Genomic DNA, 23,952 nt, shown 5'->3' on the forward strand with positions numbered 1-23,952 from the left:
CGTGGGTCATTTCCGGTCCTGCTGGAGGGTGGCCCACAGGCCGTAGCCGTGCATGGCCTGCACGTCCCGTTCCATCTCCTCCCGGCTGCCGCTGGAGACGACCGCCCGGCCCTTGTGGTGGACGTCCATCATGAGCTTGGTGGCCTTGTCCTTGGAGTAGCCGAAGTACGTCTGGAAGACGTAGGTCACGTAGCTCATGAGGTTGACGGGGTCGTTGTGCACGATCGTCACCCAGGGCACGTCGGGCTCGGGTACGGCGAAGACCTCCTCCGCCGACTCGGTCTTCTCGATCTCCATGGGTGCGGCTGCCGTCACACTGCCCATGCTGCCACCACAGGGGGCCACCCGCACAAACGGGCCTGTGGCAGGCGCCACGCGAACCCGGCGGGCCCCGAAATCGTCAGAGTGACGAAATGGGGGTACGATCCGTCGTATGCCGCAAACACCGGGGGACGACCCCCGGACCCCCGGCCGCACCGGGGGCACCCGGCACGTGATGGCTAGGAGAAGTTTCGTGGACGCAGCGGACCTTGGGCTGCCGGTGGACGTCCCCTCGACGGCGCTCTTCACGGACCAGTACGAGCTGACCATGCTCCAAGCCGCCCTGAAGGCCGGTACGGCCGGGCGGCGGAGCGTGTTCGAGGTCTTCACCCGCAGGCTGCCGGACGGCCGCCGCTACGGCGTCGTGGCGGGCACCGGGCGGGTGCTGGACGCGGTGGAGAACTTCCGCTTCGACGCGGGCGTGCTGCGCTTCCTGCGCGAGCGGGACATCGTCGACGAGGAGACCCTGGACTGGCTGGCGCAGTACCGGTTCGGCGGGGACATCTGGGGCTACCCCGAGGGCGAGGTGTACTTCCCCGGGTCGCCGGTGATGCGGGTCGAGGGCACCTTCGGCGAGTGCGTGCTGCTGGAGACGGTGATCCTCTCCATCCTCAACCACGACTCGGCGATCGCGGCCGCCGCCTCCCGCATGTCGTCCGCGGCCGGACAGCGCCCGCTGATCGAGATGGGCGCCCGCCGCACCCACGAGCTGGCCGCCGTCGCCGCCGCCCGCTCGGCCTACGTCGGCGGCTTCGCGACCACCTCCGACCTGGCGGCCGGCTTCCGCTACAACATCCCCACCGTCGGCACCTCCGCCCACGCCTTCACCCTCCTGCACGACAACGAGCGCGACGCCTTCCGCGCCCAGGTGGACTCCCTGGGCCGGGGCACCACGCTCCTGGTGGACACCTACGACGTCGCCGAGGCCGTCCGCACGGCCGTGGAGGTCGCCGGGCCCGAGCTGGGCGCGGTGCGCATCGACTCCGGCGACCTGCTGCTCGTCGCCCACCGGGTGCGCCAGCAGCTCGACGAGCTGGGCGCCACCGACACGAAGATCGTGGTGACCTCGGACCTGGACGAGTACGCCATCGCCTCGCTGGCGGCGGCGCCCGTGGACGCGTACGGCGTCGGCACCCAGCTCGTGACCGGCTCCGGGCACCCGACGGCCTCGATGGTCTACAAGCTGGTCGCCCGCGCCGAGTCCGGCGAGGAGGGGGCGCCGCTGGTGCCGGTGGCCAAGAAGTCCACCGGCGGCAAGACCTCGGTCGGCGGCCGCAAGTGGGCCGCCCGGCGGCTGGCCGCGGACGGGCACGCCGAGGCCGAGGTGGTCGGCACCGGTCCGGTCCCCGACGAGCTGGCCGACCGGCAGCTCCTGGTCGAGCTGGTCAAGGGCGGGGAGGTGGTCGCCCGCGAGCCGCTGGACGCCGCCCGGGACCGCCACGCGGCGGCCCGCGCCAACCTGCCGCTGTCCGCCACCCAGCTCTCCCGAGGGGAACCCGTCATTCCGACGGAGTACGCGCACGGGGGCTCGGGTAGCTAGAGCTGGTGCGGCCCCACAAGGGCCGAATCAGCCCCGTACCACCCGACGAACCAGCCCGCCCGTACCGCACCGACCCACCAGTCGACCCAGTCGAAGGACACCGACCATGCGCCGCGCCTTGATCGTCGTAGACGTGCAGAACGACTTCTGCGAGGGAGGCAGCCTCGCGGTGTCCGGCGGTGCCGACGTGGCCGCCGCCATCACCGAGCTGATCGGGCAGGCGCCCGCCGGCTACCGACACGTGGTGGCCACCCGCGACCACCACATCGCGCCGGGCGGCCACTTCGCCGACAACCCCGACTACGTCCACTCCTGGCCGGCGCACTGCGTCGCCGGTACCGAGGGGGTCGGCTTCCACCCGAACTTCGCCCCGGCCGTCGCCTCCGGCGCGATAGACGCCGTCTTCGACAAGGGGGCGTACACCGCCGCCTACAGCGGCTTCGAGGGCACCGACGAGAACGGCACCGGCCTCGCCGCGTGGCTGCGGGAGCGGGAGATCGACGAGGTCGACGTCGTGGGCATCGCCACCGACCACTGCGTGCGCGCCACCGCCCTGGACGCCGCCCGCGAGGGCTTCCGTACGCAGGTGCTGCTCGACCTGACCGCCGGGGTGGCCGTGGACACCACCGAGCGGGCCCTGGAGGAGCTGCGGGAGGCGGGCGTGGAGCTGTCCGGGAAGCCGGTCGTGCAGTAGCTCCCCCGTCGGCTCCTAGGTCTGCGCGGCCGGGCGTCCGAGCAGGGCCCGGACCGGGTGCCACAGCTCCTGGACCAGCTCCGGGCCGCCCACCGCCCCGGCCGCCGGTGCCGTGCGCCATATCAGGCCGTCCGGGTGGTGCAGGACCGCGGTGACCTCGTCCGGGGTGGGCGGGGCCGCGTTGCCCCGCAGGTAGACGCTGCGCAGCCCCAGGTTGCGCAGCCTGGTCAGGGCGCGCGCCCGGTTCTGGGCGTGGACGAGGAAGCGCACTCCCCCGGGCTCCCGGCCGGCGGGGCTGGGCAGGTTCAGTGCCACCACCACCGTGCCGTTCGGCAGCTTGCAGAAGCCTCCTGCGGCCATGCGGTCATACCCCCGAGTCAGCCTGGGCCGGTCCGGTTGCCGGACCCGGTGTCAATAAGAGAACCACAGGACGCACCTAAACACGGATCGGCGGCGACCCGCCAGGGGGTCACCGCCGATCATGCTCTGACCTGGGCAGATGCTATTTACCTGCCCGCGGGGCCGACCTCCAGCTCGATCGTCGAGCCGTTCTTGGCCTCCTTGAGGATCTTGATCTTCGTGTTGGTGTCAGTGACCTGGACACCGCCGGTCGGGTTCGCCGGGTCCCAGTAGTCGTCCTTGCGGTCGTTGAAGACCGAGACGCCCTTGGAGCCCGGGACGTACTTCGCGACGTCCGCCTTGTGCAGCGTCATGCCGTCCGTGCGGTAGAGGCTGAACGGCGAGTCGTACGCCTGCATGCGGTTGCGCATGAGCGTGCCGTCCTTCCACTTCAGCGCGGTCGGGTGCGAGTCGATCGGCAGGACCAGGCCCTTGCCGGGGTGCTGGCTGGTGTTGTTGTCCGCCTGGGAGGTGTCCCACTTCCAGATCAGCAGGCCGTTCTGGTACGCGTAGTGCTCGACCCAGTCCGGGCGCTCGGTGAAGCCGAAGTTGTACGGGCCGGTCTTCAGCGTCTTGTCGAACGACTCGTACTGCCGGTTCTCGGCGATGTAGTACTGCGCGTAGTCCTTGGTGAAGGACGCGCCCTTGCGGGTGAAGCCGTCCGCCGTCCACGCGGCGTCCTCGGTCTCCGCGTCGTCGGAGAAGAGGGTCTCGCCGTCGGCCGTCACCGCGATCTGGTCGGCGGTGAAGCCCTTCATGGCCAGGCCGCCGTCGGTCTGGTAGCGGAAGCGCAGGTCGATCTTCCGGCCGGCGTAGGCGTCCAGCGGGTAGACCAGCTTGCCGTAGGCGTCCACGGTGGCGCTCAGGGCGGGCTTGTCGCTGCCGTCGCGCTGGATCGGCTGCCCGTCGAAGGTGCCGTCGAGCGCGGTCCAGTTGGCGCCGTCGTCGGTGGACACCTCGGTGTAGAGGAAGTCGTAGTTGGCCTCGATGTCGTACCAGCCGTCCAGGGTGAGGGCGGCGGACGACTTGCCGGTGAGGTCGACGCTGCGGGTCAGGGTGTTCTTGAGGTCGTTGCCGCTGCCGCTCCACCACTGGGTCTCGCCCTGGGCGGGGGGAACGATCTCGGTGGTGACCGCCTTCTTCGGCAGCTCGACGACCAGGCCCTGCTTGTGCTTGGTGTTGTACTCGGCCAGGCCCAGCTTGTGCCAGGAGTTGACGCCCGCCTTGGCGGTGTCGTAGTTCAGCCAGCCGAGCTGGAGCTTGTCCCAGGCGTTCATGTCGCCGGGCAGGTCGCCGATCTCGTTGCGGCCGGTGCCGAGCCAGGAGCCGGACGACATCAGCGTCCAGAAGCCGGTGGAGTTGTCGCCGCCGTTGGTGTCGTAGAGGTCCGGCAGACCGAGGTCGTGGCCGTACTCGTGGGCGAAGACGCCCAGTCCGCCGTTCTCCGGCTGGATGGTGTAGTCGCCGACCCAGATGCCGGTGTCGCCGATCTGGGTGCCGCCGAGCTTGTTGCCGGCCGGGCCGGTGGCGCCGGCGTCGGTGCCGAAGGCGTACCAGCGGTGGGCCCAGATGGCGTCCTCGCCCTGCGCGCCGCCGCCCGCGGACTCGTCCTCGCCGGCGTGCACGATCTGGAAGTGGTCGATGTAGCCGTCGGGCTCGTTGAAGTCGCCGTCGCCGTCGTAGTCGTAGCGGTCCCACTGGTCGTACTGGGAGAGCTGGGCCTTGATCTGGGCGTCGGTGCGGCCGGCCGCCTTCTGGTCGGCGACCCAGGCGGTGACGCCGTCCTGCACCGCGTACCAGGCGCAGTTGTCCGGGTCGCACTTGTTGGAGCCGTAACGGGCTTCGTTGTAGGGGACCTTGACCCAGTCGGAGACCTCGCCGTCGACCGAGTAGCGGCCGGAGGACTGCTTCTCGTAGTAGGTCTTGACGGAGTTGACGCCCTTGCCGGAGCCGAAGTACAGGTCCTGGTAGTGCTCCTGGCCGTAGTCCTCCTGCCAGGCCGTGGAGTTGTCCTTCTTGCGGTTCGGCTTGGCGATCTCGTTGTGCAGCGGGCCGGGGGTGCCGCCGTAGCGGCTGTCGACCTTGTCGCCGAACTCGACCAGGATGGTGAAGATCTTGTCGGTCTTCTCCCGGCCCAGCTCGACGTACTTGGCGTCGCCCTTCTTGCTCTTGAGCTGGACGACGTTGGAGCCGTCCTTCTTCTTCACCGAGGCCTTGCCGGATATGACCTGGTTCAGGGCCTCCTCACGCTGGGCGGCCTGAGTGTCGCTCAGGGGGCCCTTGAGGTCGTGGGAGCGCGTGGTCTTCTCGGGGCTGGGGTCGTGCCGGTTCACGGCCTCGGGCCGGGACGGCGAGTCCGCCTGCGCCACGCCCGCCGCGGAGAACGTGGCGGCCGCCGCGGCGAATGCGACGGTTGTCGCCGCCGTTCTGAACTTCCAAGATCTACTGGACACTTGAGTTCCTCCCCCGCGTCCACGCGCGCGGAAGGGGGGACAAGAACAGAGCAAAGTCCGCGCACACGTGATCAACGCGTGTAGTCAAGTGACGACATTTGACTAGAGCTTCGACGGAAAAGACAGACCTTGACTTGAGCAGAACAAGTGCACTATGCGGAGTGGACGTTCGCTTTGCGGACACCGGATCGTGACCTCCGCCGGTTCGCAGGGGACCCGGCCGGTTCCGGCGGGCGCGCGGGACCGTCCGCTTCCCGGACATCATGAATCCGTGCGCCCCCCGTGCATCGGCCGTGCCGGTTAGGTCGTGCTTACTACCGTTTCCACTCGGGCACACAGCGGGTTAGAGTCGCTTGGCGGAACGCCCGGAGACCGGCGGAAAGCCAGGCCGACAGCCCGTCTCACCCCCTGACTGCCTTCCGAGGACACGATGGCCATGCCCCGTCCGACTGCCGCACAGTTCGCCTACGGTTCGTGCACCGTGATCTTCTCGACACTCGCCATGCTGCTGCTGTCGCAGACGAGTTCGGGTCCCGGAGTCGCCCTCGTCGCCGTCGCGGCCCTCGCCCTCGGGCTGCTGGTCGCCGTGGCGGTCCCGCTGCTCGCCACCCGCACGGCCACCGCCGCGCCGGCCCGCGGCATCGCCACCGCCCGGGAGCCGGTACGGATCCCCGCCTCGGCCCGCGTCACCGCGGGCACCGCCGAGTCGACGCGTGGGCGGGCCGCCTGAGACGGAGTGCGGGGCCGGTGCCGCTCACCGCGGCACCTGGACCCGTGACCGTCAACGGGTGCTGACCACCACCGTCTTGGCCGCCTTGTCGTGCAGGCCCTGCTTGTAGGGCTTGTCGAAGAAGCTCCAGCCGCCCGCGATGATCGTCCACACGCAGGCGCAGCAGAAGGCGAACGGGATCCACAGCACCAGGGCCCGGATCAGCGACGTCTGCACCGACGGTGTCGCCCCGTTGTCCAGGTTGGCCACCCGCAGCCCGAGCCACTTCTTGCCCAGGGTCTGGCCCGTGGCCGTGGTCATGTAGGTGTCGTAGGCGATGTAGAGCACGGCGGCGATCACGGACTGCCCGAAGGACTTGCCCACGGAGACCTCGTCGCCGTTCACCTGGTACTCCTGGACGTTGAACGCCCAACTGAGCAGCCAGACCACGATGCCCACGAGGATCATGTCGATGATCCGCGCGAGCGTGCGCCGCCCGCTGTCGGCGAGCGGGGGCATCCCGGCCAGCGGATCGGTGGGGTAACCGCCACCACCGTAGGGACCACCACCGCCGTAGGGCCCACCACCGCCGTACGGACCGCCGCCACCGTAGGGACCGCCGCCACCGGGGGGCGGGGCGCCGTGGGAGCCGCCGTAGGGCCCCTCGCCGCCGGGGGGCGGAGGCGGGTTGTCGTAGGGGTTCTTCCTCAGCGGGTCGTCGTCCGGCGGCTGCTGCCCGCCGGCGCCGGGGGGCGGTTCGCTGCTCATGTCCCGAGTCGAACCCGGACTCCGTCGCGGCGCATCCGCCGAGGGCCGTCCGGTGGACGGGCGTGCGCCGTTCGGAGGCATTCGGTACGGCCCCGCCCGCCGGGCTAGCCCGCGACGAAGGTGTTGGCGGCCTTGTCGTGCCAGCACTGGTGCCAAGGCCGGTCGAACAGGCACCACACGACGCCGACCACACCGACGGCCAGGACGCCCGGGACGCTGTACACCAGCCACCGGCGCAGCGCCGCGCCGAAGGCCGGCGGCTCGTGGGCCTCGATGTCCCGCACCTCCAGACCGAGCAGCCTCTTGCCCAGGGTCCGGCCCCACTTGGCGGTGGGCAGCGCCTCGTAGACGACGCCGAAGAGCAGCAGGACGGCGAGCACGACGCCCAGGTACGCGGAGGTCGTGCCGTCCAGCAGCCAGACCGTGACGGTCTCGCCGGAGAGTTTCGCCCGGTCGATCTTGTCGTTGACGTGGTCGACGGCCTTCGTGCCGAGCGGTACGGCGGCCACGGCGGTGACGCCGGCGAGGACGACCGTGTCGATCAGCCGGGCGGCCAGCCGCTTGCCGAGCCCGGCGGGGCGGGCCGCCGCCTGACGCCGTGCGGCGGCCTGGAACACGTCCTCGACCGGCGGCTTCCAGGGGGCGACGGGCTGTTCCTCCCCCGCCCCGGCGAGCCGGTGCACCTGCTGTGCCCAGGACGTCTGTCCCCCGCCGGGACCGCCCGCCGCGACCGGCGCGGCGGGGGCCGCGGGCGCGGCGGGCGCGGCGGGCGCGGGCCGCGGCGGGGATGCCTGGTGCGGCACCGCGGGGGGCTGCGCCGCGGCGGCGCGGGCGGCGGCCGCCTTGCCGGCCCCGAAGCCCGGGCCCGAACCGGGACCGGAAGCAGGACCGGGACCGCCCGCGGGACCGGCGGCAGACGCGGGCCCGGCGGCGGACGCGGGCCCGGCGGACTGCGGACCCGTGCGCGGGGCCACCGCACGGAAGGTCATCGTGCCCTCGTCCTGCGCGGGAGCCGGGGCACCGCCCTGCGCCGGTGAACCCTGGGCGTCCGCCGTGGGGCGCCGGAAGACGAACGTGCTGTCGGTCCGCTCCTCCGAAGCGGAGGCGGGGGCCGGAACGGGAGCGGACCCGGAGGAAGCGGGGGAAGCGGGGGCCGGACCGGCGGAACCGGCGTCTCCGGCCGGCTGCCGGGTGTGCGGGACGCGCGGGTCCGCGCCCCGCGCCGGGCCCGGCCAGGCCCCCCTCCGGTCACCGGCGTCGGACGCGTCGGCGGAACCGGAGGGGTCCGGGGGGCCGGAAGGGTCCGAGGGGCCGGAGCGGTCGGCGCCCCAGGACGTGGCGGACTCCGGACGGCTGCCGTGCTGGGACGCGGCGGCGGGCGGCGTGTCCTCGACCGGGTCCTCGTCGAAGAAGTGCGGTCCCGTCTCCTCGACGGAGGGCCGTGCGCCGGGCGGCGGCGCGAGCGGCTCGCCGTCCTTGGGGGCGGGCCGGCTCGTGCCCGCCACCCAGGAGGCGCCGTTCCAGTACCGGACGTATCCAGGAATGGAGGGGTCCGGGTAATACCCTTCGCGGGGCCTGTCGTCGCCGGGGGCCGGGGTTGGGGCACTCATGTCCGTCGTCCCGTATCTGCTCGGGGGTTGATAGGGGGCTCCAACATCTATCAGACGGGCGCAATCCGCACCGCCGGTCCCGCCGTACCCACCCCTTTCCGGGCAACCTCGTGCCGGGACCTTCACACCTGGACCGGGGTTCGGAAAAAAGTTCCGCGAACCCGCGTAATGATCCGGCCTGCGGCCGCTCTCCCTGGGCAAGGACCGAACGAGACATGGGAGAGGAACCCGCCATGCACACCGACCCCACTGGTCACGCCCGCCCCGCCGTCGTGGAACGCGAGCTGGAGCTGCGGCTCATCCTGTCGCCGGAGCACGGCATCCCGGTGCCGGCGCGGCTCGCCTACCACACCGACGACCCCTACGCCGTCCACATCGCCTTCCACATCGACTCCGGCCACCCGGTGCACTGGACGTTCGCCCGCGACCTGCTGGTGGAGGGCGTCTTCCGGCCCTCCGGGCACGGGGACGTGCGGGTGTGGCCGTCGAAGACGGACGGCCGCAGCGTCGTCCTGGTCGCGCTGAGCAGCCCGGACGGCGACGCCCTCCTGGAGGCGCCCACCCCGCAGGTGTCGGCCTGGCTGGAGCGGACCCTGCGGGCGGTGCCGCCGGGGACGGAGGGCGCGCGGCTCGGCATCGACGACGGGCTGGCCGACTTGCTCGCCCGGTGAGGAGCTGCGGGGCTCAGAAGAGCTTGCCGGGGTTGAGGATGCCCAGCGGGTCGAAGACCTGTTTGACGGCCCGCTGCATCTCCAGTCCCACCGGGCCGATCTCCCGCGCCAGCCACTCCTTCTTCAGGACGCCCACGCCGTGCTCGCCGGTGATGGTGCCGTCGAGTTCCAGGCCGAGGGCCATGATCTCGTCGAAGGACTCGCGGGCGCGCCGGGACTCGTCGGGGTCCGAGGCGTCGAAGCAGACCGTCGGGTGGGTGTTGCCGTCGCCCGCGTGGGCGCAGACGCCGATGGTCAGGCCGTACTTCGCGGCGATCCGGTCGATGCCCTCCAGCATCTCGCCGAGCCGGGAGCGGGGCACGCACACGTCGTCGATCATCGTGGTGCCCTTGACGGCGTCGAGGGCCGTGAGGGCCAGGCGCCGGGCCTGGAGGAGGAGTTCGGACTCGGCGGCGTCCTCGGCGGGGACCACCTGGGTGGCGCCGGCGGCCTCGCACAGCGCGCCGACGGCGGCGAGGTCCGCGGCCGGGTCGGCGGTGTCGAAGGCGGCCAGGAGGAGCGCCTCGGTGGTCTCCGGCAGGCCCATGCGGGCGAGGTCGTTGACCGCCTTGACGGTCGTACGGTCCATCAGTTCGAGGAGGGACGGGACGTGGCCCCCCTCCATGATCCGGCAGATCGCGTCGCAGGCGGCCGACGCGGAGGAGAACTCGGCGGCCAGCACCAGTTGCGCGGGCGGCTTGGGACGCAGCGCCAGGACGGCGCGTACGACGATGCCGAGGGAGCCCTCGGAGCCCACGAAGAGCCGGGTGAGGTCGTACCCGGCGACGCCCTTGGCGGTACGGCGGCCGGTGGACATCAGGCGGCCGTCGGCGAGGACGACGTCGAGGCCGAGGACGTACTCGGCAGTCACCCCGTACTTGACGCAGCACAGCCCCCCGGAGGCGGTGCCGATGTTGCCGCCGATGGTGCACATCTCCCAACTGGAGGGGTCGGGAGGGTAGTAGAGGCCGTGTTCGTCGACCGCGCGGGAGAGCGTGGCGTTGACGACGCCCGGTTCGACGACGGCGACGCGGTCGACCGGGTTGATCTCCAGGATGCGGTCCATCTTGGTCAGGGAGAGGACCACGCAGCCGTCGGTGGCGTTGGCCGCGCCGGACAGGCCGGTGCGGGCGCCCTGCGGGACCACCGGCACGCGCAGCGCGGTCGCGGTGCGCATGACGTGCTGGACCTCCTCCACGGTGCGCGGCAGGACGACCGCGGCGGGGACGCCGGCCGGGCAGAAGCCGGCCATGTCGTGGGCGTAGGAGGCGGTGACGTCGGGGTCGGTGAGGACGGAACCGGCGGGCAGCCCGGCGCGCAGCCGGCCGACGAGCGTGCCGGTGACCGCTGCGGCTGCGTCGTCTTCGTCGCGAGGCGCTTCGATACGGCTCATGATCACAGGCTCGCATCCGACGGCCATCGGTGTGAACCCCGTGGACGGCACCCGTCGCCTGCCCGGTGCGATCGTCGTACTGGCGCACAGTGAACGCCATGAACGGCACGAAGGCCATGGACACCACGGACGCCACTGGCGGCCCCGGCGTCACCGACGCCACCGACGCCACCGCCGGCGGGAACGCCGGGCGGAGGCGGACCGGGGACGGACGACGGCCCCGGCGCGGGCGCCGCGCGCTGATCGCCTCCGTCGCCGCAGTCGCCGTGCTCGGCGGCGGGGCCCTGGTTCTCCTGGCGCCCTGGGACGGACGCGAGGCTCCCCCGCCCGCGCCGGGGCCCGCGGCACTCGCCCGGAGCGCGGTCACCACGGGCGTGCCCGCCGCGCTGCCGGACCTGGCGGCGCTGATCGGCGACCGGGAGGCCCATCTGCGGGCGCATCCGCGGGACGGGGTGTCGTGGGCGGTGCTCGGCGCGGCCTACGTCGAACAGGGCCGCCGGACGGCGGACAGCGCGAACTGGCCCAAGGCCGAGCAGGCGCTGCGCACCTCGCTGAAGACGGGCCCCGGGCGCAATCCGCAGGCCCTGGAGGGGCTGGCGGCGCTGGCGGTGGCGCGCCGGGACTTCCCGGCGGCGAAGAAGTGGGGCGAGAGCGCGGTCAAGGCGGCGCCGAAGCGGTGGACGGCGCACGCCGTGCTGGTCGACGCGTACACGGGGCTGGGCGACGGCAAGGGCGCGGGCCGGGCCCTGGACAAGGTGCTGGAGCTGCGCCCGGACGCCCCGGCGGCCGGGGCGCTGGCGGCGGGCGTCTACTGGGACCGGGGCTGGCGGGAGGACGCGGCGGCGCGGATCTCGGACGCGGCGGCCGCGGCCGGGACGCCGGCCGAGCGGGCGGCCTACCTGGAGCAGGCCGGACGGCTGGCGTTCGAGCGCGGCGACCGGGAGGAGGCGCTGCGGTTCTTCCAGGAGGCGCTGCGCACCGACCCCGACCAGCGCGCCGCACAGGCCGGGCAGGGCCGTGCGCTGGCGGCGCTGGGACGCACGACGGAGGCGCTGTCCGCGTACCAGGCGGCGCTGGCCAAGCGGCCGAGTCCGCAGTACGCGATGGAGCTGGGCGAGCTGTACGAGTCGCTGGGCCTCGGGCAGGCGGCGCGGGTGGAGTACGACCTGCTGCGGGAGCGGGCGCGGGGCGCCGAGGAGGCCGGGGCCAACGAGGCGCTGGCTCTGGGGCGGCTGGAGGCGGACCACGGCGATCCGGCCGAGGCGGTGCGGCTGCTGCGGGCGGAGTGGGGGCGGCAGCCGGGGACGGCGGTCGCCGACGCGCTGGGCTGGGCGTTGCACCGCACCGGCGAGGACGAGGAGGCGCTGGAGTTCGCGACGATCGCGACCGACGGCGACAAGGGCGGCGGGGTGCGCAGCGCGCTGCACGTGTTCCACCGGGGCGTGATCGAGCGGGCGCTGGAGCGGACCGGGCCCGCGCGGCGGCACCTGCGGGAGGCGCTGACCCTCAACCCGTACTTCTCCCCGCTGCGGGTGCCGGAGGCGAAGCGGCTGCTGACGGAGCTGGGCGAGCCCTCCGTGGAGGGCCCGCCCGGCTAGCGCGCGTGCGGGTCAGAGGTTGCCGCGCTTCTCCTGCTCGCGCTCGATCGCCTCGAACAGGGCCTTGAAGTTGCCCTTGCCGAAGCCCATCGAGCCGTGGCGCTCGATCATCTCGAAGAAGACGGTCGGACGGTCCTGGACCGGCTTGGTGAAGATCTGCAGCAGGTAGCCGTCCTCGTCGCGGTCGACGAGGATCTTCAGCTCGCGCAGGACGTCGACGGGCACCCGGGTCTCGCCGGCCCACTCGCCGAGCGTGTCGTAGTACGAGTCGGGGGTGTCCAGGAACTCGACGCCGGCCGCCTTCATCGCGCGGACGGTCGCCACGATGTCGTTGGTGTTCAGCGCGATGTGCTGGACGCCGGCGCCGCCGTAGAACTCCAGGTACTCGTCGATCTGGGACTTCTTCTTGGCGACGGCGGGCTCGTTGATCGGGAACTTGACCTTGAGGGTGCCGTCCGCGACCACCTTGGACATCAGCGCGCTGTACTCGGTGGCGATGTCGTCGCCCACGAACTCCTTCATGTTCGTGAAGCCCATGACCTTGTTGTAGAAGCCGACCCACTCGTTCATGCGGCCGAGTTCGACGTTGCCGACGCAGTGGTCCACGGCCTGGAAGACCCGCTTCTCGGGCGGGGCGACCATCGGCTTGGCGGCGACGAAGCCGGGCAGGTAGGGGCCGTCGTAGCCGGTGCGCTCGACGAGGGTGTGCCGGGTCTCGCCGTAGGTGGCGATGGCGGCGAGGACGACGGTGCCGTGCTCGTCCTTGACCTCGTGCGGCTCGGCGAGCGAGCGGGCGCCATGCTCGACGGCGTAGGCGTGGGCGGCGCGCGCGTCCGGGACCTCGATGGCGAGGTCGACGACGCCGTCGCCGTGCTCGGCCACGTGCTGGGCGAGGAAGCGGCCCCAGTCGGTGGCGGGCTTGATCACCGAGGTGAACACGAAGCGGGCGGAGCCGCTCTCCAGGACGTAGCTCGCGGTCTCCCGGCTGCCGTTCTCCGGTCCGGAGTACGCGACCAGCGTCATGCCGAAGGCGGTGGAGTAGTAGTGCGCGGCCTGCTTGGCGTTGCCCACGGCGAAGACGACCGCGTCCATTCCCTTGACCGGGAAGGGATCGGCCTGCCGGGCGGTGTCGGGAGTGTGGTGTGTGGTCTGCGTCATAGCCGCAGGTTCCCCCGCCTCCGCAAGGTGCGCAATAGTTTGCGTTTTCACTGGGCAACCTGACCAGTGGTACGCCGGTTTCGGCGGGCGATGTGTACAGGATGACCAGCCGGGAGGGTGAGGGGTGTGGCGGGCAGGGGAATCGACCGGCTGGACGGGCGGATCATCGCTCTGCTGGCGCGGGAGCCGCGGATCGGGGTGCTGGAGATGTCCCGGCGGCTGGGGGTGGCGCGCGGCACGGCACAGGCGCGGCTGGACCGGCTTCAGTCGAACGGAGTCATCCGCGGTTTCGGTCCGGAGGTGGACCCGGCGGCCCTCGGCTACCCGGTGACCGCGTTCGCGACGCTGGAGATCCGCCAGGGCCAAGGGGCCGACGTACGGGCGCACTTGACGTCGGTGCCGGAGGTCCTGGAGCTGCACACGACGACCGGTACCGGGGACATGCTGTGCCGTCTGGTGGCCCGCTCGAACGCCGATCTCCAACGGGTGATCGACCGGGTTGTCGGTTTTGATGGCATCGTCCGGGCCGCCACGGCGATCGTGATGGAGAACCCGGTTCCGCTGCGGGTCATCCCGCTGGTGGAGCAGGCGGCCCGGGACAGCGCCGGACACGACTGAGGCCGGGCCGGCCCCGACCCGGAGGTGAGGGGACGTGGACTTCTGGGAGTACCTGAGCGACCGCCACCAGCAGTTGCTCGCCGACGCCTCGCAGCACGCCAGCGCGGTCTTCCAGTGCATGGTGGTGGCGACCCTGCTCGGGGTGCTGATCGGCGTGGTCACCTACCGCAGCGAGTGGGCCGGGAACCTGGCGACCCTGTCCACGTCGACGATCCTCACCATTCCGTCGCTGGCCATGATCGGTCTGCTCATCCCGGTCCTGGGGCTCGGCGTGCCGCCGACGGTGACCGCGCTGACCCTGTACGGGCTGCTGCCGATCGTGCGCAACGCGATCGTGGGCCTGCGCGGGGTCGACCCGTCGCTGGTGGACGCGGCCAAGGGCATCGGGATGTCGCGCCCGGCACGGCTGCTGCGGGTGGAGCTGCCGCTGGCCTGGCCGCCGATCCTGACCGGCATCCGGGTCTCCACGCAGATGCTGATGGGGATCGCGGCGATCGCCGCCTTCGCCTCCGGACCGGGACTCGGCAACGAGATCTTCCGCGGGATCGCCTCGCTGGGCAGCAAGAACGCGCTGAACCAGGTCCTCGCGGGCACGCTCGGGATCATCGTCCTGGCCCTGCTGTTCGACGCGGCGTACGTGCTGCTGGGACGGCTGACCATTCCGAGGGGGATCCGTGTCTGAGAACGACGGGCGCGCCGCGGCGCCGGCGCCGGACCACACCACCGGCGCGACCATCGAGCTGGAGTCCCTCACCAAGGTCTACCCGGGCAATCCGCAGCCCGCCGTCGAGAACGTGTCGATGGAGATCAAGGCCGGGGAGACGGTCATCTTCGTGGGCCCCTCGGGCTGCGGGAAGTCCACCACCCTGAAGATGATCAACCGGCTGATCGAACCCAGCGGCGGGCGCATCCGCATCAACGGCGAGGACGTCACCGACATCGACCCGGTGAAGCTGCGCCGCAAGGTCGGCTACGCGATCCAGTCCTCCGGTCTCTTCCCGCACATGACCGTCGCGCAGAACATCGCGCTGGTGCCGAAGATGATCGGCTGGTCCAAGTCCCGCATCCGCTCGCGGGTGGAGGAGATGCTGGACCTGGTCGGGCTGGACGCCGGGGAGTTCCACGGCCGCTACCCGCGCCAGCTCTCCGGCGGCCAGCAGCAACGGGTGGGGGTGGCGCGGGCGCTGGCGGCCGACCCGCCGGTGCTGCTGATGGACGAGCCGTTCGGCGCGGTCGACCCGATCACCCGGGACCACCTCCAGGACGAGCTGATCCGGCTCCAGCGGGAGCTGCACAAGACGATCGTCTTCGTCACCCACGACTTCGACGAGGCGATCAAGATCGGCGACCGGATCGCGGTGCTGCGCGAACGCTCCCACATCGCGCAGTTCGACACCCCGGAGGCGATCCTCACCAACCCTGCGGACGACTTCGTCTCCGGCTTCGTGGGCGCGGGCGCGGCCCTCAAACGCCTGAACCTCACCCGGGTGCGGGACGTCGGCATCACCGACTACCCGACGGTGACCGTGGAGGACCCGCTCCAGCACATCTTCGACCGGCTGCGGGAGTCGGGCACCAACGAGATCCTGCTCCTGGACCGGCGCGGGCGCCCGTACAAGTGGCTGCGGCGCGGCGACCTGATGCGGGCCAGGGGCTCGCTGGCGCGGGCCGGGACGCTGGTCCACGACACGGTGACCCGGGACGCGACGCTCCGGGACGCGCTGGAGGCGGTGCTCACCGACAACGCGGGGCGGGTCGCGGTCACCGGGCGGCGCGGCGCGTACGAGGGCGTCGTCGACATGGAGACGCTGATGAACTCCGTGCACGAACTGCTGGAGGCCGACCGGCTCGACGCCCTGGAGCACCAGCACGACCTGGAGGAGACCCGGGCCGCCCAGACGCACACCGAGCAGGAGGGCTTCGGCGGGGTCGGAGGCCGCGCGTGAGCGGCGCTTCCCGGCCCGTTCCCGGTCGCCGCCCGCCGGGCGAGCACGAGGTCAAGGGGCTCGCCTTCCGGGACGAGGGCGCGGACGAGGAGGACGGCACTCCCCCGCCGGCCCCCTCTGCCGCCGCCCCCCGCGTGGGCTGGCGCAAGCTGACCTTCCTGCCCGTCGTCCTGATCGCCGTACTGCTGGCGACCTGGCTGTGGTACCGGCAGGCCGACCTGGACGCGCTCAGCCGCAACGCCCTGGGCAACGGCCAGGTCACCAAGGCGCTGTGGCAGCACGTGCAACTGACGGTGATCTCCACCTTCTTCGTGCTGATCATCGCGATCCCGCTGGGCATCCTGCTCACCCGCCGGATGTTCCGCAGGGCCACCCCGTTCGCGATGGCGTTCGCCAACATGGGCCAGGCGACGCCGGCGATCGGCCTGCTGGCGCTGCTGGTGATCTGGCTGGGCATCGGCCGCCGGGCCGCCCTGATCGGCATCATCATCTACGCCGTCCTGCCCGTGCTCTCCAACACCATCGCCGGCCTGAAGGCGAACGACCCGACGCTCCTGGAAGCGGCCCGCGGCATCGGCATGTCCTCGCTGGGCGTCCTCGCCCGGGTCGAACTCCCCCTGGCCGTCCCGCTGATCCTGGCCGGGGTGCGCACGGCACTCGTCCTGAACGTCGGTACGGCGACGCTGGCGACCTTCGGCGGCGGCGGTGGCCTGGGCGTGCTGATCACCACCGGCATCACCAGCCAGCGGATGCCGGTGCTGGTGCTGGGCTCGGTCCTCACCGTCGCGCTCGCCCTGCTGGTGGACTGGCTGGCCTCGCTGGCCGAACTGCTGCTGCGTCCCCGGGGACTGGAGGTGGGCACATGAGACGGCGTACCTGCTGCACGCTGGCCGCGGCGCTGCTCACGGCCTCGGCCGGGTGCGGTCTGACCAGCGGCTCCCCGATGGTCGACAACGTGAAGCCCGGCACCATCGGCAGGGGGGAGCCGTTGAAGGGGGCCAGTCTGACGGTCACCTCGAAGGAGTTCACCGAGCAGTTGGTCCTCGGCGCGATCATGGGCATCGCCTTCGAGGCGGCCGGCGCGGACGTGCTCGACCGCACCGGCATCCAGGGCTCGGTCGGCACCCGCGCGGCGGTGGAGAACGGCGACGCCGACGCCACGTACGAGTACACGGGCACCGCGTGGATCACGTACCTGGGCAACAGCAAGCCGATCCCCAACCCCGAGCAGCAGTGGGAGGCGGTGAAGAAGGCCGACGCGAAGAAGGGGCTGACGTGGCTGCCGCCGGCCCGGCTGAACAACACGTACGCGCTCGCGATGAACCAGGCCAACTACAAGAAGTACCGGACGAAGAACCTGTCGCAGGTGGCCGAGCTGGCGAAGTCCGACCCCGGCGCGGTGACGCTGTGCGTGGAGGGCGAGTTCGCCAACCGCGCGGACGGCCTGCCGGGCCTGGAGAAGGCGTACGGCATGTCGCTGCCCGCCGGGAACATCACGCAGATGGACACCGGCATCATCTACACCCAGACCGCGAAGGGCGCCTGTACGTACGGCGAGGTGTACACCACCGACGGGCGGATCAAGTCCATGAACCTGGTGGTGATGGAGGACGACAGGAAGTTCTTCCCGAACTACAACGCGGCGCCCATGGTCCGCACGGCCACCCTGAAGGAGTGGCCGGCGATCGCCTCCGTCCTCGACCCGGTCACCAAGGCGCTGACCAACGACGTCGCGCGGACCCTGAACGCGAAGGTCGACGTCGACGGCGAGGACCCGCACCAGGTGGCGCTGGACTGGATGAAGGAGAAGGGCTTCGTGAAGGAGGGGTGAGGCGTCCCGCCAGGAGGCGTCCCGCCAGGAGGCGTCCCGCAAGGAGGGGCGAGGGGGCCCGCGCTCTCAGCAGGCGGGGACGTTCCCCTTGCCGCTCTCCAGCGCCTTCAGCGAGTCCACCGCGCCCTTGAGCGTCGTCACCGGGATCAGCCGGAGCCCCTTCGGCAGCTCGGCCTGCGCGTCCGAGCACTCCGCCTTCGGCACCAGGAAGACGGTGGCCCCGTCCCGCCGGGCGGCCTGCGTCTTCAGCGGCACCCCGCCGACGGCGCCGACCCTGCCGTCGTCGGTGATGGTCCCGGTCCCGGCGACGACCTTGCCCCCGGTGAGATCCCCGGCGCCGAGCTTGTCGACGATGCCGAGCGAGAACAGCAGCCCGGCGCTGGGCCCGCCGACGTCCTTCAGCCGGAGCTTCACGTCGACGCCGTCCCCGTCCATCCCGAGGTACCCGAGCGCCGCCGCGGTCGCCGAGTCCTGCGACTCCTTCATCTGCCGCTGGTTGTACTTCTCGATCTCGCTCACGTTGTTGCCGCTCGGGTAGACGGCGTCCCGCGGCATCACGGCCCGGTCGCTGTCGAACCAGCCGCTGAGCACGTCCCCGAGGTGGACACTCGCGTCCGGCCCGGTCGCCTCGATCGTCGTCATCCGCAACTGCCCGCTGGTCCCGTGCGTCGGCGCACCGCTGATCGTGATCACCTCGGCCCCCTGGTTCTCGCCCAGCACATCGGCCGTCAGCCCCGGCCGCGCCACGGAGAACGGCAGCGGCGCGAACACGGCGGTCGCGAGCAGCGCCACGACGGGCAGCCCGCAGACGGCGAGGAACTGGGGACGCGTGAGACGAGAGAGCACGGAGTCAATCTAACGCGAGCCCGCCGCCTCTCCCGCGCCGGGCAGGCCCGCCCATCCGTGCGGGTGTGTGCCGTTCAATGCCATTCCTCGGGATCGAGGGAAGCCGCCACGAAGCCGTCCCCCTGGACAACGGTCAGATCCGGCTGCTCCACCCGACGCCGCACCTCGCCGGGATCGAACTCGCGAAACTCGAAGACGAAATGCTCGGAAACGGCGGGACGATCCAGCGGGAATCCGTCGAGGTCGACCGATGAGTTGGCCCTGTCTGCTCCCTGACAAAGGACGGAGACGAAGAGGGGGAAGTAATCCGCCTCCAGGATCCGGTCCGCCTCCTGGATCACGCCTGCTACGCCAACGCCTCCCGTGACCTCTCCGCACAGGTCGTCCAGGCAGTCCACCAAGGCATCCCAGTTATGCCCGTAATAGCCGGGGAATTGAAAGGCCTCCGCGAAGGACTGGTGGATTCCTTGCTCGCTCAGAAGCCGACTGGCGTCGAAGGAGTAGCAGCGCCCACCGTTTCTCTCCAATCGGGAAAGTTGCTCTTGAACGACGGCCGACCCGTGGGGTGTAAAAATAACCCAGGGCTCCGAGGTGCTCGTGATGTCAAAGGAGGCCATGTGTCGCATCACCCTGTGAACTCGCCGACGTAGTAGAAGGTCCCGTAGTGGTCTGGCGTGTAGCCGCATGCTGAGGCGCCGGCCCGGGCAGGAGGCCGAGACCGTGGGGACTGCCCGTGTCGCCGCCGTGCTGATGGCACAGCGGCGCGAGTCCCAACGGGTCCGACCAACTGTGCGGGTTGTGTACGTAGGCCGAAAGGCGGCGGGCGGCTTCGTGGCTCACGCCGAGCTCACTGTCAGCAGCGTGCGTGACGCCGCCTCACCGCAGTGCCTCCGCCACCTCGCGGGCCGCGTGCATCACGCGTTCGCCGACCCGTTCCGGGACCACGTCGGCCAGCATCACCACGCCGACGCTGCCCTCCACGCCCGTGACGCCGAGCAGGGGTGCCGCCGCGCCGCAGGCCCCGGCCTCCAGTTCGCCGTGGGTGAGGGTGTAGCCGGGGGTCTCCGCGTCCTCCCCGGTGGGCCGGGGCGGCCTGCGGGCGGCCAGGATCGCCTTGCCCGCGGCGCCGCGCTCCAGGGGGTGGCGGAAGCCCGCGCGGTAGGCGACGTGGTAGTCGGTCCAGGTCGGCTCGACGACGGCCACGGCCAGTGCCTCGGCGCCGTCCACCAGGGTCAGGTGGGCCGTCGCCCCTATGTCCTCGGCCAGCGCCCGCAGGGCCGGCATCGCCGCCTCGCGGACCAGGGGGTGCACCTGGCGGCCCAGGCCCAGGACACCGAGTCCGACCCGGGCGCGGCCGCCCAGGTCACGGCGTACGAGTGCGTGCTGCTCCAGCGTGGCGAGCAACCGGTACACCACGGTCCGGTTGACGCCCAGTTTGTGGGACAGCTCGGTGACGGTCAGCCCGTGGTCCGTATCGGCCAGCAGTTTGAGGACCCGCAGTCCCCGGTCGAGCGTCTGGGAGGTCTCCGCGGTCACGACGCCCACTCCTTAGTGGTGAGGTCGGCGGCTCTCCTCGCGGATGTGCGTCGCCGAGTCCCGTCAGCGACGCGCTTGAGAGGCCGCCGATCGGCTGACGGCCCGGCGTTGTCGCGGGCCCAGTCGCTTCACGGCTGCGCTCCGCGGCGGCGCTGCCACGGGGCGTGTGCGTAGCGGGACAGTAACGACCAGGTCCGCTCAGCGGAAGGCTCCGTCCAGAATCCGGGCGCCAACCGTTATCGACTGCCGGTTTTTGTCCGCATACGTACCGCGCGCGTCCGTACGGCACCGGCCCGTACGGCACACGCCCGTACGGCGGCACACGCCCGTACGCCACACGCCCGCGGCGCCGTCACTTCATGCGTGTCGCCCACTCCTGCACCTTGGCGATGCGCTGGCGCAGTTGGCCGCCGGTCGCCTCGGCGCTGGGCGGGCCGCCGCACACGCGGCGCAGTTCGGTGTGGATGACGCCGTGCGGCTTGCCGCTCTGGTGGACGTAGGCGCCGACCATGGTGTTGAGCTGCTTGCGCAGCTCCATCAGCTCCTTGTGGGAGACCACCGGGCGGCGGTCGGCGGGCAGTTCGAGCAGGTCGGCCTCCGCGTCGGGCTTCTTGCGGCTGTGCGCGATCTGCCGGGCCTGCCGCTTCTGGAGCAGCAACTGCACCTGGTCGGGCTCCAGCAGGCCCGGGATGCCGAGGTAGTCCTGCTCCTCCTCGCTCCCCGGGTGGGCCTGCATGCCGAACTCGGCGCCGTTGTACATGACCCGGTCGAAGGTGGCCTCGGACTCCAGCGCCTCGAAGGCGAACTGCTCCTGCTCGCCGGTGTCCTCGTCCTGCTCCCGGTTCGCCTCGTCCATCTCCTTCTCGGACTCGGCGTAGGGGTCCTCCTCGCCCTCCTTCTTGGGCTTGTCCAGGACGTGGTCCCGCTCGCGCTCCATCTCGTTGGCGAAGGTGAGCAGGTCGGGCACGGTGGGGAGGAAGACGGAGGCGGTCTCGCCGCGCCGCCGGGACCGGACGAAGCGGCCGACGGCCTGGGCGAAGAAGAGGGGGGTGGAGATGGTGGTCGCGTAGACACCGACCGCGAGGCGGGGGACGTCGACGCCCTCGGACACCATGCGGACGGCGACCATCCAGCGGTCGGTGCCCTGGCTGAAGGTGTCGATGTTCTTCGAGGCCCCCGCGTCGTCGGACAGCACGACGGTGGCCCTGTCGCCGGTGATCTCGCGGATCAGCTTGGCGTAGGCGCGGGCCGAGTCCTGGTCGGCGGCGATGACGAGGGCGCCGGCGTCCGGGATGGCCTTCCTGACCTCGGTCAGGCGCTGGTCGGCGGCGCGCAGCACGGCCGGCATCCACTCGCCGCGCGGGTCTAGCGCGGTGCGCCAGGCCTGGCTGACGGCGTCCTTGGTCATCGGCTCGCCGAGCCGGGCGGCGATCTCGTCGCCCGCCTTGGTGCGCCAGCGCATGTTGCCGCTGTAGCTCATGAAGATGACGGGGCGCACGACGCCGTCGGCGAGCGCGGAGCCGTAGCCGTAGGTGTAGTCGGCGGCGGAGCGGCGGATGCCGTCGTTGCCCTCCTCGTACGCCACGAAGGGGATCGGGTTGGTGTCCGAGCGGAAGGGCGTGCCGGTGAGCGCGAGGCGGCGGGTGGCCGGCTCGAACGCCTCCAGGCAGGCCTCGCCCCAGGACTTGGAGTCGCCGGCGTGGTGGATCTCGTCGAGGATGACGAGGGTCTTGCGCTGCTCGACGCGGTTGCGGTGCAGCATGGGGCGGACGCCGACACCCGCGTAGGTGATGGCGATGCCCTGGTACTCGCGGCTGAGCGGGCCCGCGCTGTACTCGGGGTCCAGCCTGATCCCTATCCGCGCGGCGGCCTCGGCCCACTGCTTCTTCAGGTGCTCGGTCGGGGCGACGACGGTCACCTGCTGCACCACGTGGTGGTGCAGCAGCCAGGACGCCAGCGTCAGCGCGAAGGTCGTCTTTCCGGCGCCGGGGGTGGCGACCGCCAGGAAGTCCCGGGGCTGGTCCTGGAGGTACTTCTCCATCGCCCCCTGCTGCCAGGCCCGCAGCTTGCCGGCGGTGCCCCAGGGGGCACGGCCGGGGAAGGCCGGGGACAGGTGGTGCGAGGAGCTGGAGCTGGCGGTGGTAGTCACGGTCTCCGAAGGGGGTAGAACGGCTCGGCCACGTATGACAACCGGGCCACCCTACCGGCGTGCCGGGGCGATCGAGGCGCGCACCGGGGCGGGTCACCCCCGGGTGGGACGGACGTCACAGCCGCCCCGCCCGTCCGCCGCGGCTCACCGTTCGCGCAGCCGCGTCGCCACCCACGCCCCCGCCAGTGCCACCGCCGCCATCGGCAGGAACACCGCCGCGAAGGCCGCCGGGTGGGAGCCGGTCGCGCCGTCGGCCCCGGTGGCCGCGTGGGACACCGTGCCGCCGCCGAGGGCTGCGAAGGCGGCGCCTCCGGCCGCCAGCAGGACGACGTTGGAGAGGCCGTCGGAGATCTGGAGGGCGGCGGAGTTGGCGCCGGCCTCCTCGGGGGCGGAGAGCTTGAGCAGCAGCACGCTGGTGGAGGAGATCACCAGGCCCATGCCGAAGCAGCCGAAGCCCCAGGCGACGGCCACCGTCCAGGCCGGCACGGCGTCGATCAGCACGCTGGGCGCGGTGGCGACGGCCGCCGCGACCAGGAGCATGCCGAGGCTCATCAGGCGCTCCCGGTACGGCTCCAGGCGCGGCCGGGACTGCAGCCACGAACCCCCGGCCCAGGTCGCGCCGCCCGCCGCGAGGGAGAGTCCGGCGAGGGTCGGGCTGAGCCCCCGCTGCGTGACCAGCATCAGCGGGACGAAGGACTCGGCGGCGATGAAGGACCCGGCGGCCACCCCGCGCAGCAGCACCACGGACGGCAGCCCGCGCGCCGCCCGGTAGGTGCCCCGCGGCAGCAGCCCGAGGACGGCGGGCACGAGCAGCGCCACGCCCGCCGCGCCCGGCAGCAGCGACACCCACCGCAGGTCCTGGGCGGCGTACTGGAGCAGGCCCGCGCCCAGCGAGATGGCGAGGGCGAGGCGGATGCGCCGGCGGTCGAAGGAGGCCGGCGCCTCCCCCGCCCCGACGGGACCCGCCGCGCGGCTGCGTATCTGCGGCAGCGCGAGGGCGAGCGGGACGACGACCAGTACCGGGATGCCGAGGAACACCCAGCGCCAGCCGAGGTGCTCGGTCACCGCGCCGGAGGCCAGCGGCCCGACGACGGACGGGACGACCCAGCCCGCCGCGAACGCCGCCATGATCGCGGGCCGCAGCCGCTCCGGGTAGGCCCGCCCGACGACGACGTACAGCGCGACGATCACGAGCCCGCCGCCGAGGCCCTGCACGGCCCGCCCGAGGATGAACGGCCACATCGCCCCGGCCGTCCCGGAGAGCACCAGCCCGGCCGCGAAGGCGGCGATGCCGGTCGTGAGCGGGGCCAGCGGCCCGCGCCGGTCCGACCACTGACCGGACAGCACCATCCCGAACAGGCTCGTCGTGAAGTACCCCGAGAACGCGAACGCGTACAGCGACACCCCGTCCAGCTCCCGCGCGGCCACCGGCATCGCGGTGCCGACGGCCGTCGCCTCGAAGGCGATCAGCACGATGACGGAGACGATGCCGATGCTCAGCGCCCGGTAGGCACGGCTCAGCACGGTCTCGGCGGGGGCGGCGGCAGCGGTGGCCTCGCCGGTACCGGCGAAGGGCTCGACGGGGACCGTGACATCGGTGTCACGGGACTCAGGGACGGTCATGCCCGCCAGGGTAAGGGCCACGCCCTCCTTTGACCCCTGTCGGGAGACGG

Annotated in this window: 22 protein-coding genes; 10 read left to right on the top strand and 12 right to left on the bottom strand. The window is 72.0% G+C overall.

What is annotated here, in order from left to right; translation table 11 throughout:
• Positions 1-6: 6 nt before the first annotated feature.
• Positions 7-324: an ATP-dependent Clp protease adapter ClpS gene (clpS, locus tag IG88_RS0119880; protein WP_031042763.1), complete on the bottom strand. Its 318-nt coding sequence runs from the start codon at positions 322-324 to the stop codon at positions 7-9.
• A gap of 190 nt (positions 325-514) precedes the next feature.
• Between clpS and IG88_RS0119885 the strand changes: the two genes are divergently transcribed.
• Positions 515-1,861 carry a nicotinate phosphoribosyltransferase gene (locus tag IG88_RS0119885; RefSeq protein ID WP_031042766.1) on the top strand — a complete coding sequence of 449 codons (1,347 nt, stop codon included), beginning with the start codon at positions 515-517 and terminating at the stop codon, positions 1,859-1,861.
• Between the two features lie 106 nt (positions 1,862-1,967).
• On the top strand, positions 1,968-2,555 hold the full coding sequence (locus IG88_RS0119890) for a nicotinamidase (protein ID WP_031042768.1): 588 nt from the start codon (positions 1,968-1,970) through the stop codon (positions 2,553-2,555).
• 15 nt (positions 2,556-2,570) lie between these two features.
• On the opposite strand, the gene IG88_RS0119895 is transcribed toward IG88_RS0119890, so the two are convergent.
• Together IG88_RS0119895 and IG88_RS0119900 are read right to left on the bottom strand one after the other, a co-directional pair.
• Complete coding sequence (locus tag IG88_RS0119895; protein WP_031042772.1) at positions 2,571-2,915, bottom strand: hypothetical protein; 345 nt, start codon at positions 2,913-2,915, stop codon at positions 2,571-2,573.
• 146 nt (positions 2,916-3,061) lie between these two features.
• Positions 3,062-5,407 (bottom strand): immune inhibitor A domain-containing protein, encoded by a 2,346-nt coding sequence (locus tag IG88_RS0119900; RefSeq protein ID WP_031042775.1) that lies wholly within the window; start codon positions 5,405-5,407, stop codon positions 3,062-3,064.
• A 436-nt stretch (positions 5,408-5,843) separates the two neighbouring features.
• On the opposite strand from IG88_RS0119900, the gene IG88_RS0119905 reads away from it, so the two are divergent.
• Positions 5,844-6,137, top strand: coding sequence for a hypothetical protein (locus IG88_RS0119905; RefSeq protein WP_037836263.1), 294 nt, complete (start codon positions 5,844-5,846; stop codon positions 6,135-6,137).
• Positions 6,138-6,188: 51 nt separating this feature from the next.
• On the opposite strand, the gene IG88_RS43785 is transcribed toward IG88_RS0119905, so the two are convergent.
• Both IG88_RS43785 and IG88_RS0119915 read right to left on the bottom strand, forming a co-directional pair.
• Positions 6,189-6,884, bottom strand: coding sequence for an RDD family protein (locus IG88_RS43785; protein ID WP_031042780.1), 696 nt, complete (start codon positions 6,882-6,884; stop codon positions 6,189-6,191).
• A 104-nt stretch (positions 6,885-6,988) separates the two neighbouring features.
• The gene (locus tag IG88_RS0119915) at positions 6,989-8,494 is read right to left on the bottom strand and encodes an RDD family protein (RefSeq protein WP_031042783.1); all 1,506 of its coding nucleotides are present in this window, start codon (positions 8,492-8,494) and stop codon (positions 6,989-6,991) included.
• 233 nt (positions 8,495-8,727) lie between these two features.
• Between IG88_RS0119915 and IG88_RS0119920 the strand changes: the two genes are divergently transcribed.
• Complete coding sequence (locus IG88_RS0119920; RefSeq protein ID WP_031042791.1) at positions 8,728-9,165, top strand: SsgA family sporulation/cell division regulator; 438 nt, start codon at positions 8,728-8,730, stop codon at positions 9,163-9,165.
• 13 nt (positions 9,166-9,178) lie between these two features.
• Here the strand turns inward: IG88_RS0119920 and IG88_RS0119925 are convergent, their stop codons facing one another.
• Complete coding sequence (locus IG88_RS0119925) at positions 9,179-10,603, bottom strand: FAD-binding oxidoreductase (RefSeq protein WP_031042794.1); 1,425 nt, start codon at positions 10,601-10,603, stop codon at positions 9,179-9,181.
• Positions 10,604-10,695: 92 nt separating this feature from the next.
• Between IG88_RS0119925 and IG88_RS0119930 the strand changes: the two genes are divergently transcribed.
• Positions 10,696-12,195: a tetratricopeptide repeat protein gene (locus tag IG88_RS0119930; protein ID WP_234332226.1), complete on the top strand. Its 1,500-nt coding sequence runs from the start codon at positions 10,696-10,698 to the stop codon at positions 12,193-12,195.
• Between the two features lie 12 nt (positions 12,196-12,207).
• Here IG88_RS0119930 and hppD read toward each other — a convergent pair whose 3' ends face one another.
• The gene (hppD, locus tag IG88_RS0119935) at positions 12,208-13,353 is read right to left on the bottom strand and encodes a 4-hydroxyphenylpyruvate dioxygenase (protein ID WP_030402012.1); all 1,146 of its coding nucleotides are present in this window, start codon (positions 13,351-13,353) and stop codon (positions 12,208-12,210) included.
• 126 nt (positions 13,354-13,479) lie between these two features.
• Here hppD and IG88_RS0119940 point away from each other — a divergent pair, with 126 nt between their 5' ends.
• Genes IG88_RS0119940 through IG88_RS0119960 form a run of 5 tightly spaced genes read left to right on the top strand, consistent with a single transcriptional unit; the run spans position 13,480 to position 17,748 of the window.
• Positions 13,480-13,971 (top strand): Lrp/AsnC family transcriptional regulator, encoded by a 492-nt coding sequence (locus tag IG88_RS0119940; RefSeq protein WP_031042798.1) that lies wholly within the window; start codon positions 13,480-13,482, stop codon positions 13,969-13,971.
• A gap of 34 nt (positions 13,972-14,005) precedes the next feature.
• Complete coding sequence (locus tag IG88_RS0119945) at positions 14,006-14,653, top strand: ABC transporter permease (protein ID WP_031042800.1); 648 nt, start codon at positions 14,006-14,008, stop codon at positions 14,651-14,653.
• Positions 14,646-15,917, top strand: a complete 1,272-nt coding sequence (locus IG88_RS0119950) for a betaine/proline/choline family ABC transporter ATP-binding protein (protein WP_031042802.1) — start codon at positions 14,646-14,648, stop codon at positions 15,915-15,917. The genes IG88_RS0119945 and IG88_RS0119950 overlap by 8 nt, the downstream gene beginning before the upstream one ends.
• Entirely contained in the window at positions 15,914-16,783 is an 870-nt protein-coding gene (locus IG88_RS0119955) for an ABC transporter permease (RefSeq protein WP_031042804.1), read from the top strand. Before IG88_RS0119950 ends, IG88_RS0119955 begins: the two co-directional genes overlap by 4 nt.
• Complete coding sequence (locus tag IG88_RS0119960) at positions 16,780-17,748, top strand: glycine betaine ABC transporter substrate-binding protein (RefSeq protein WP_031042806.1); 969 nt, start codon at positions 16,780-16,782, stop codon at positions 17,746-17,748. The genes IG88_RS0119955 and IG88_RS0119960 overlap by 4 nt, the downstream gene beginning before the upstream one ends.
• A gap of 66 nt (positions 17,749-17,814) precedes the next feature.
• Here the strand turns inward: IG88_RS0119960 and IG88_RS0119965 are convergent, their stop codons facing one another.
• The 5 genes from IG88_RS0119965 to IG88_RS0119985 all read right to left on the bottom strand — a co-directional run bounded on the left by IG88_RS0119965 (position 17,815) and on the right by IG88_RS0119985 (position 23,902).
• Positions 17,815-18,594, bottom strand: coding sequence for a PDZ domain-containing protein (locus IG88_RS0119965; RefSeq protein WP_031042809.1), 780 nt, complete (start codon positions 18,592-18,594; stop codon positions 17,815-17,817).
• Between the two features lie 74 nt (positions 18,595-18,668).
• A complete protein-coding gene (locus IG88_RS0119970) occupies positions 18,669-19,211 on the bottom strand; it encodes a barstar family protein (protein ID WP_051851976.1) in 543 nt (180 codons plus the stop codon).
• 259 nt (positions 19,212-19,470) lie between these two features.
• Entirely contained in the window at positions 19,471-20,130 is a 660-nt protein-coding gene (locus IG88_RS0119975) for an IclR family transcriptional regulator (RefSeq protein WP_030402019.1), read from the bottom strand.
• 352 nt (positions 20,131-20,482) lie between these two features.
• Positions 20,483-22,279, bottom strand: a complete 1,797-nt coding sequence (locus IG88_RS0119980; RefSeq protein ID WP_031042815.1) for a DEAD/DEAH box helicase — start codon at positions 22,277-22,279, stop codon at positions 20,483-20,485.
• A 144-nt stretch (positions 22,280-22,423) separates the two neighbouring features.
• Complete coding sequence (locus IG88_RS0119985; protein WP_031042817.1) at positions 22,424-23,902, bottom strand: MFS transporter; 1,479 nt, start codon at positions 23,900-23,902, stop codon at positions 22,424-22,426.
• Positions 23,903-23,952: the final 50 nt, after the last annotated feature.

This window comes from Streptomyces sp. NRRL F-5650 (assembly GCF_000721365.1).
GTDB lineage: Bacteria > Actinomycetota > Actinomycetes > Streptomycetales > Streptomycetaceae > Streptomyces > Streptomyces ardesiacus.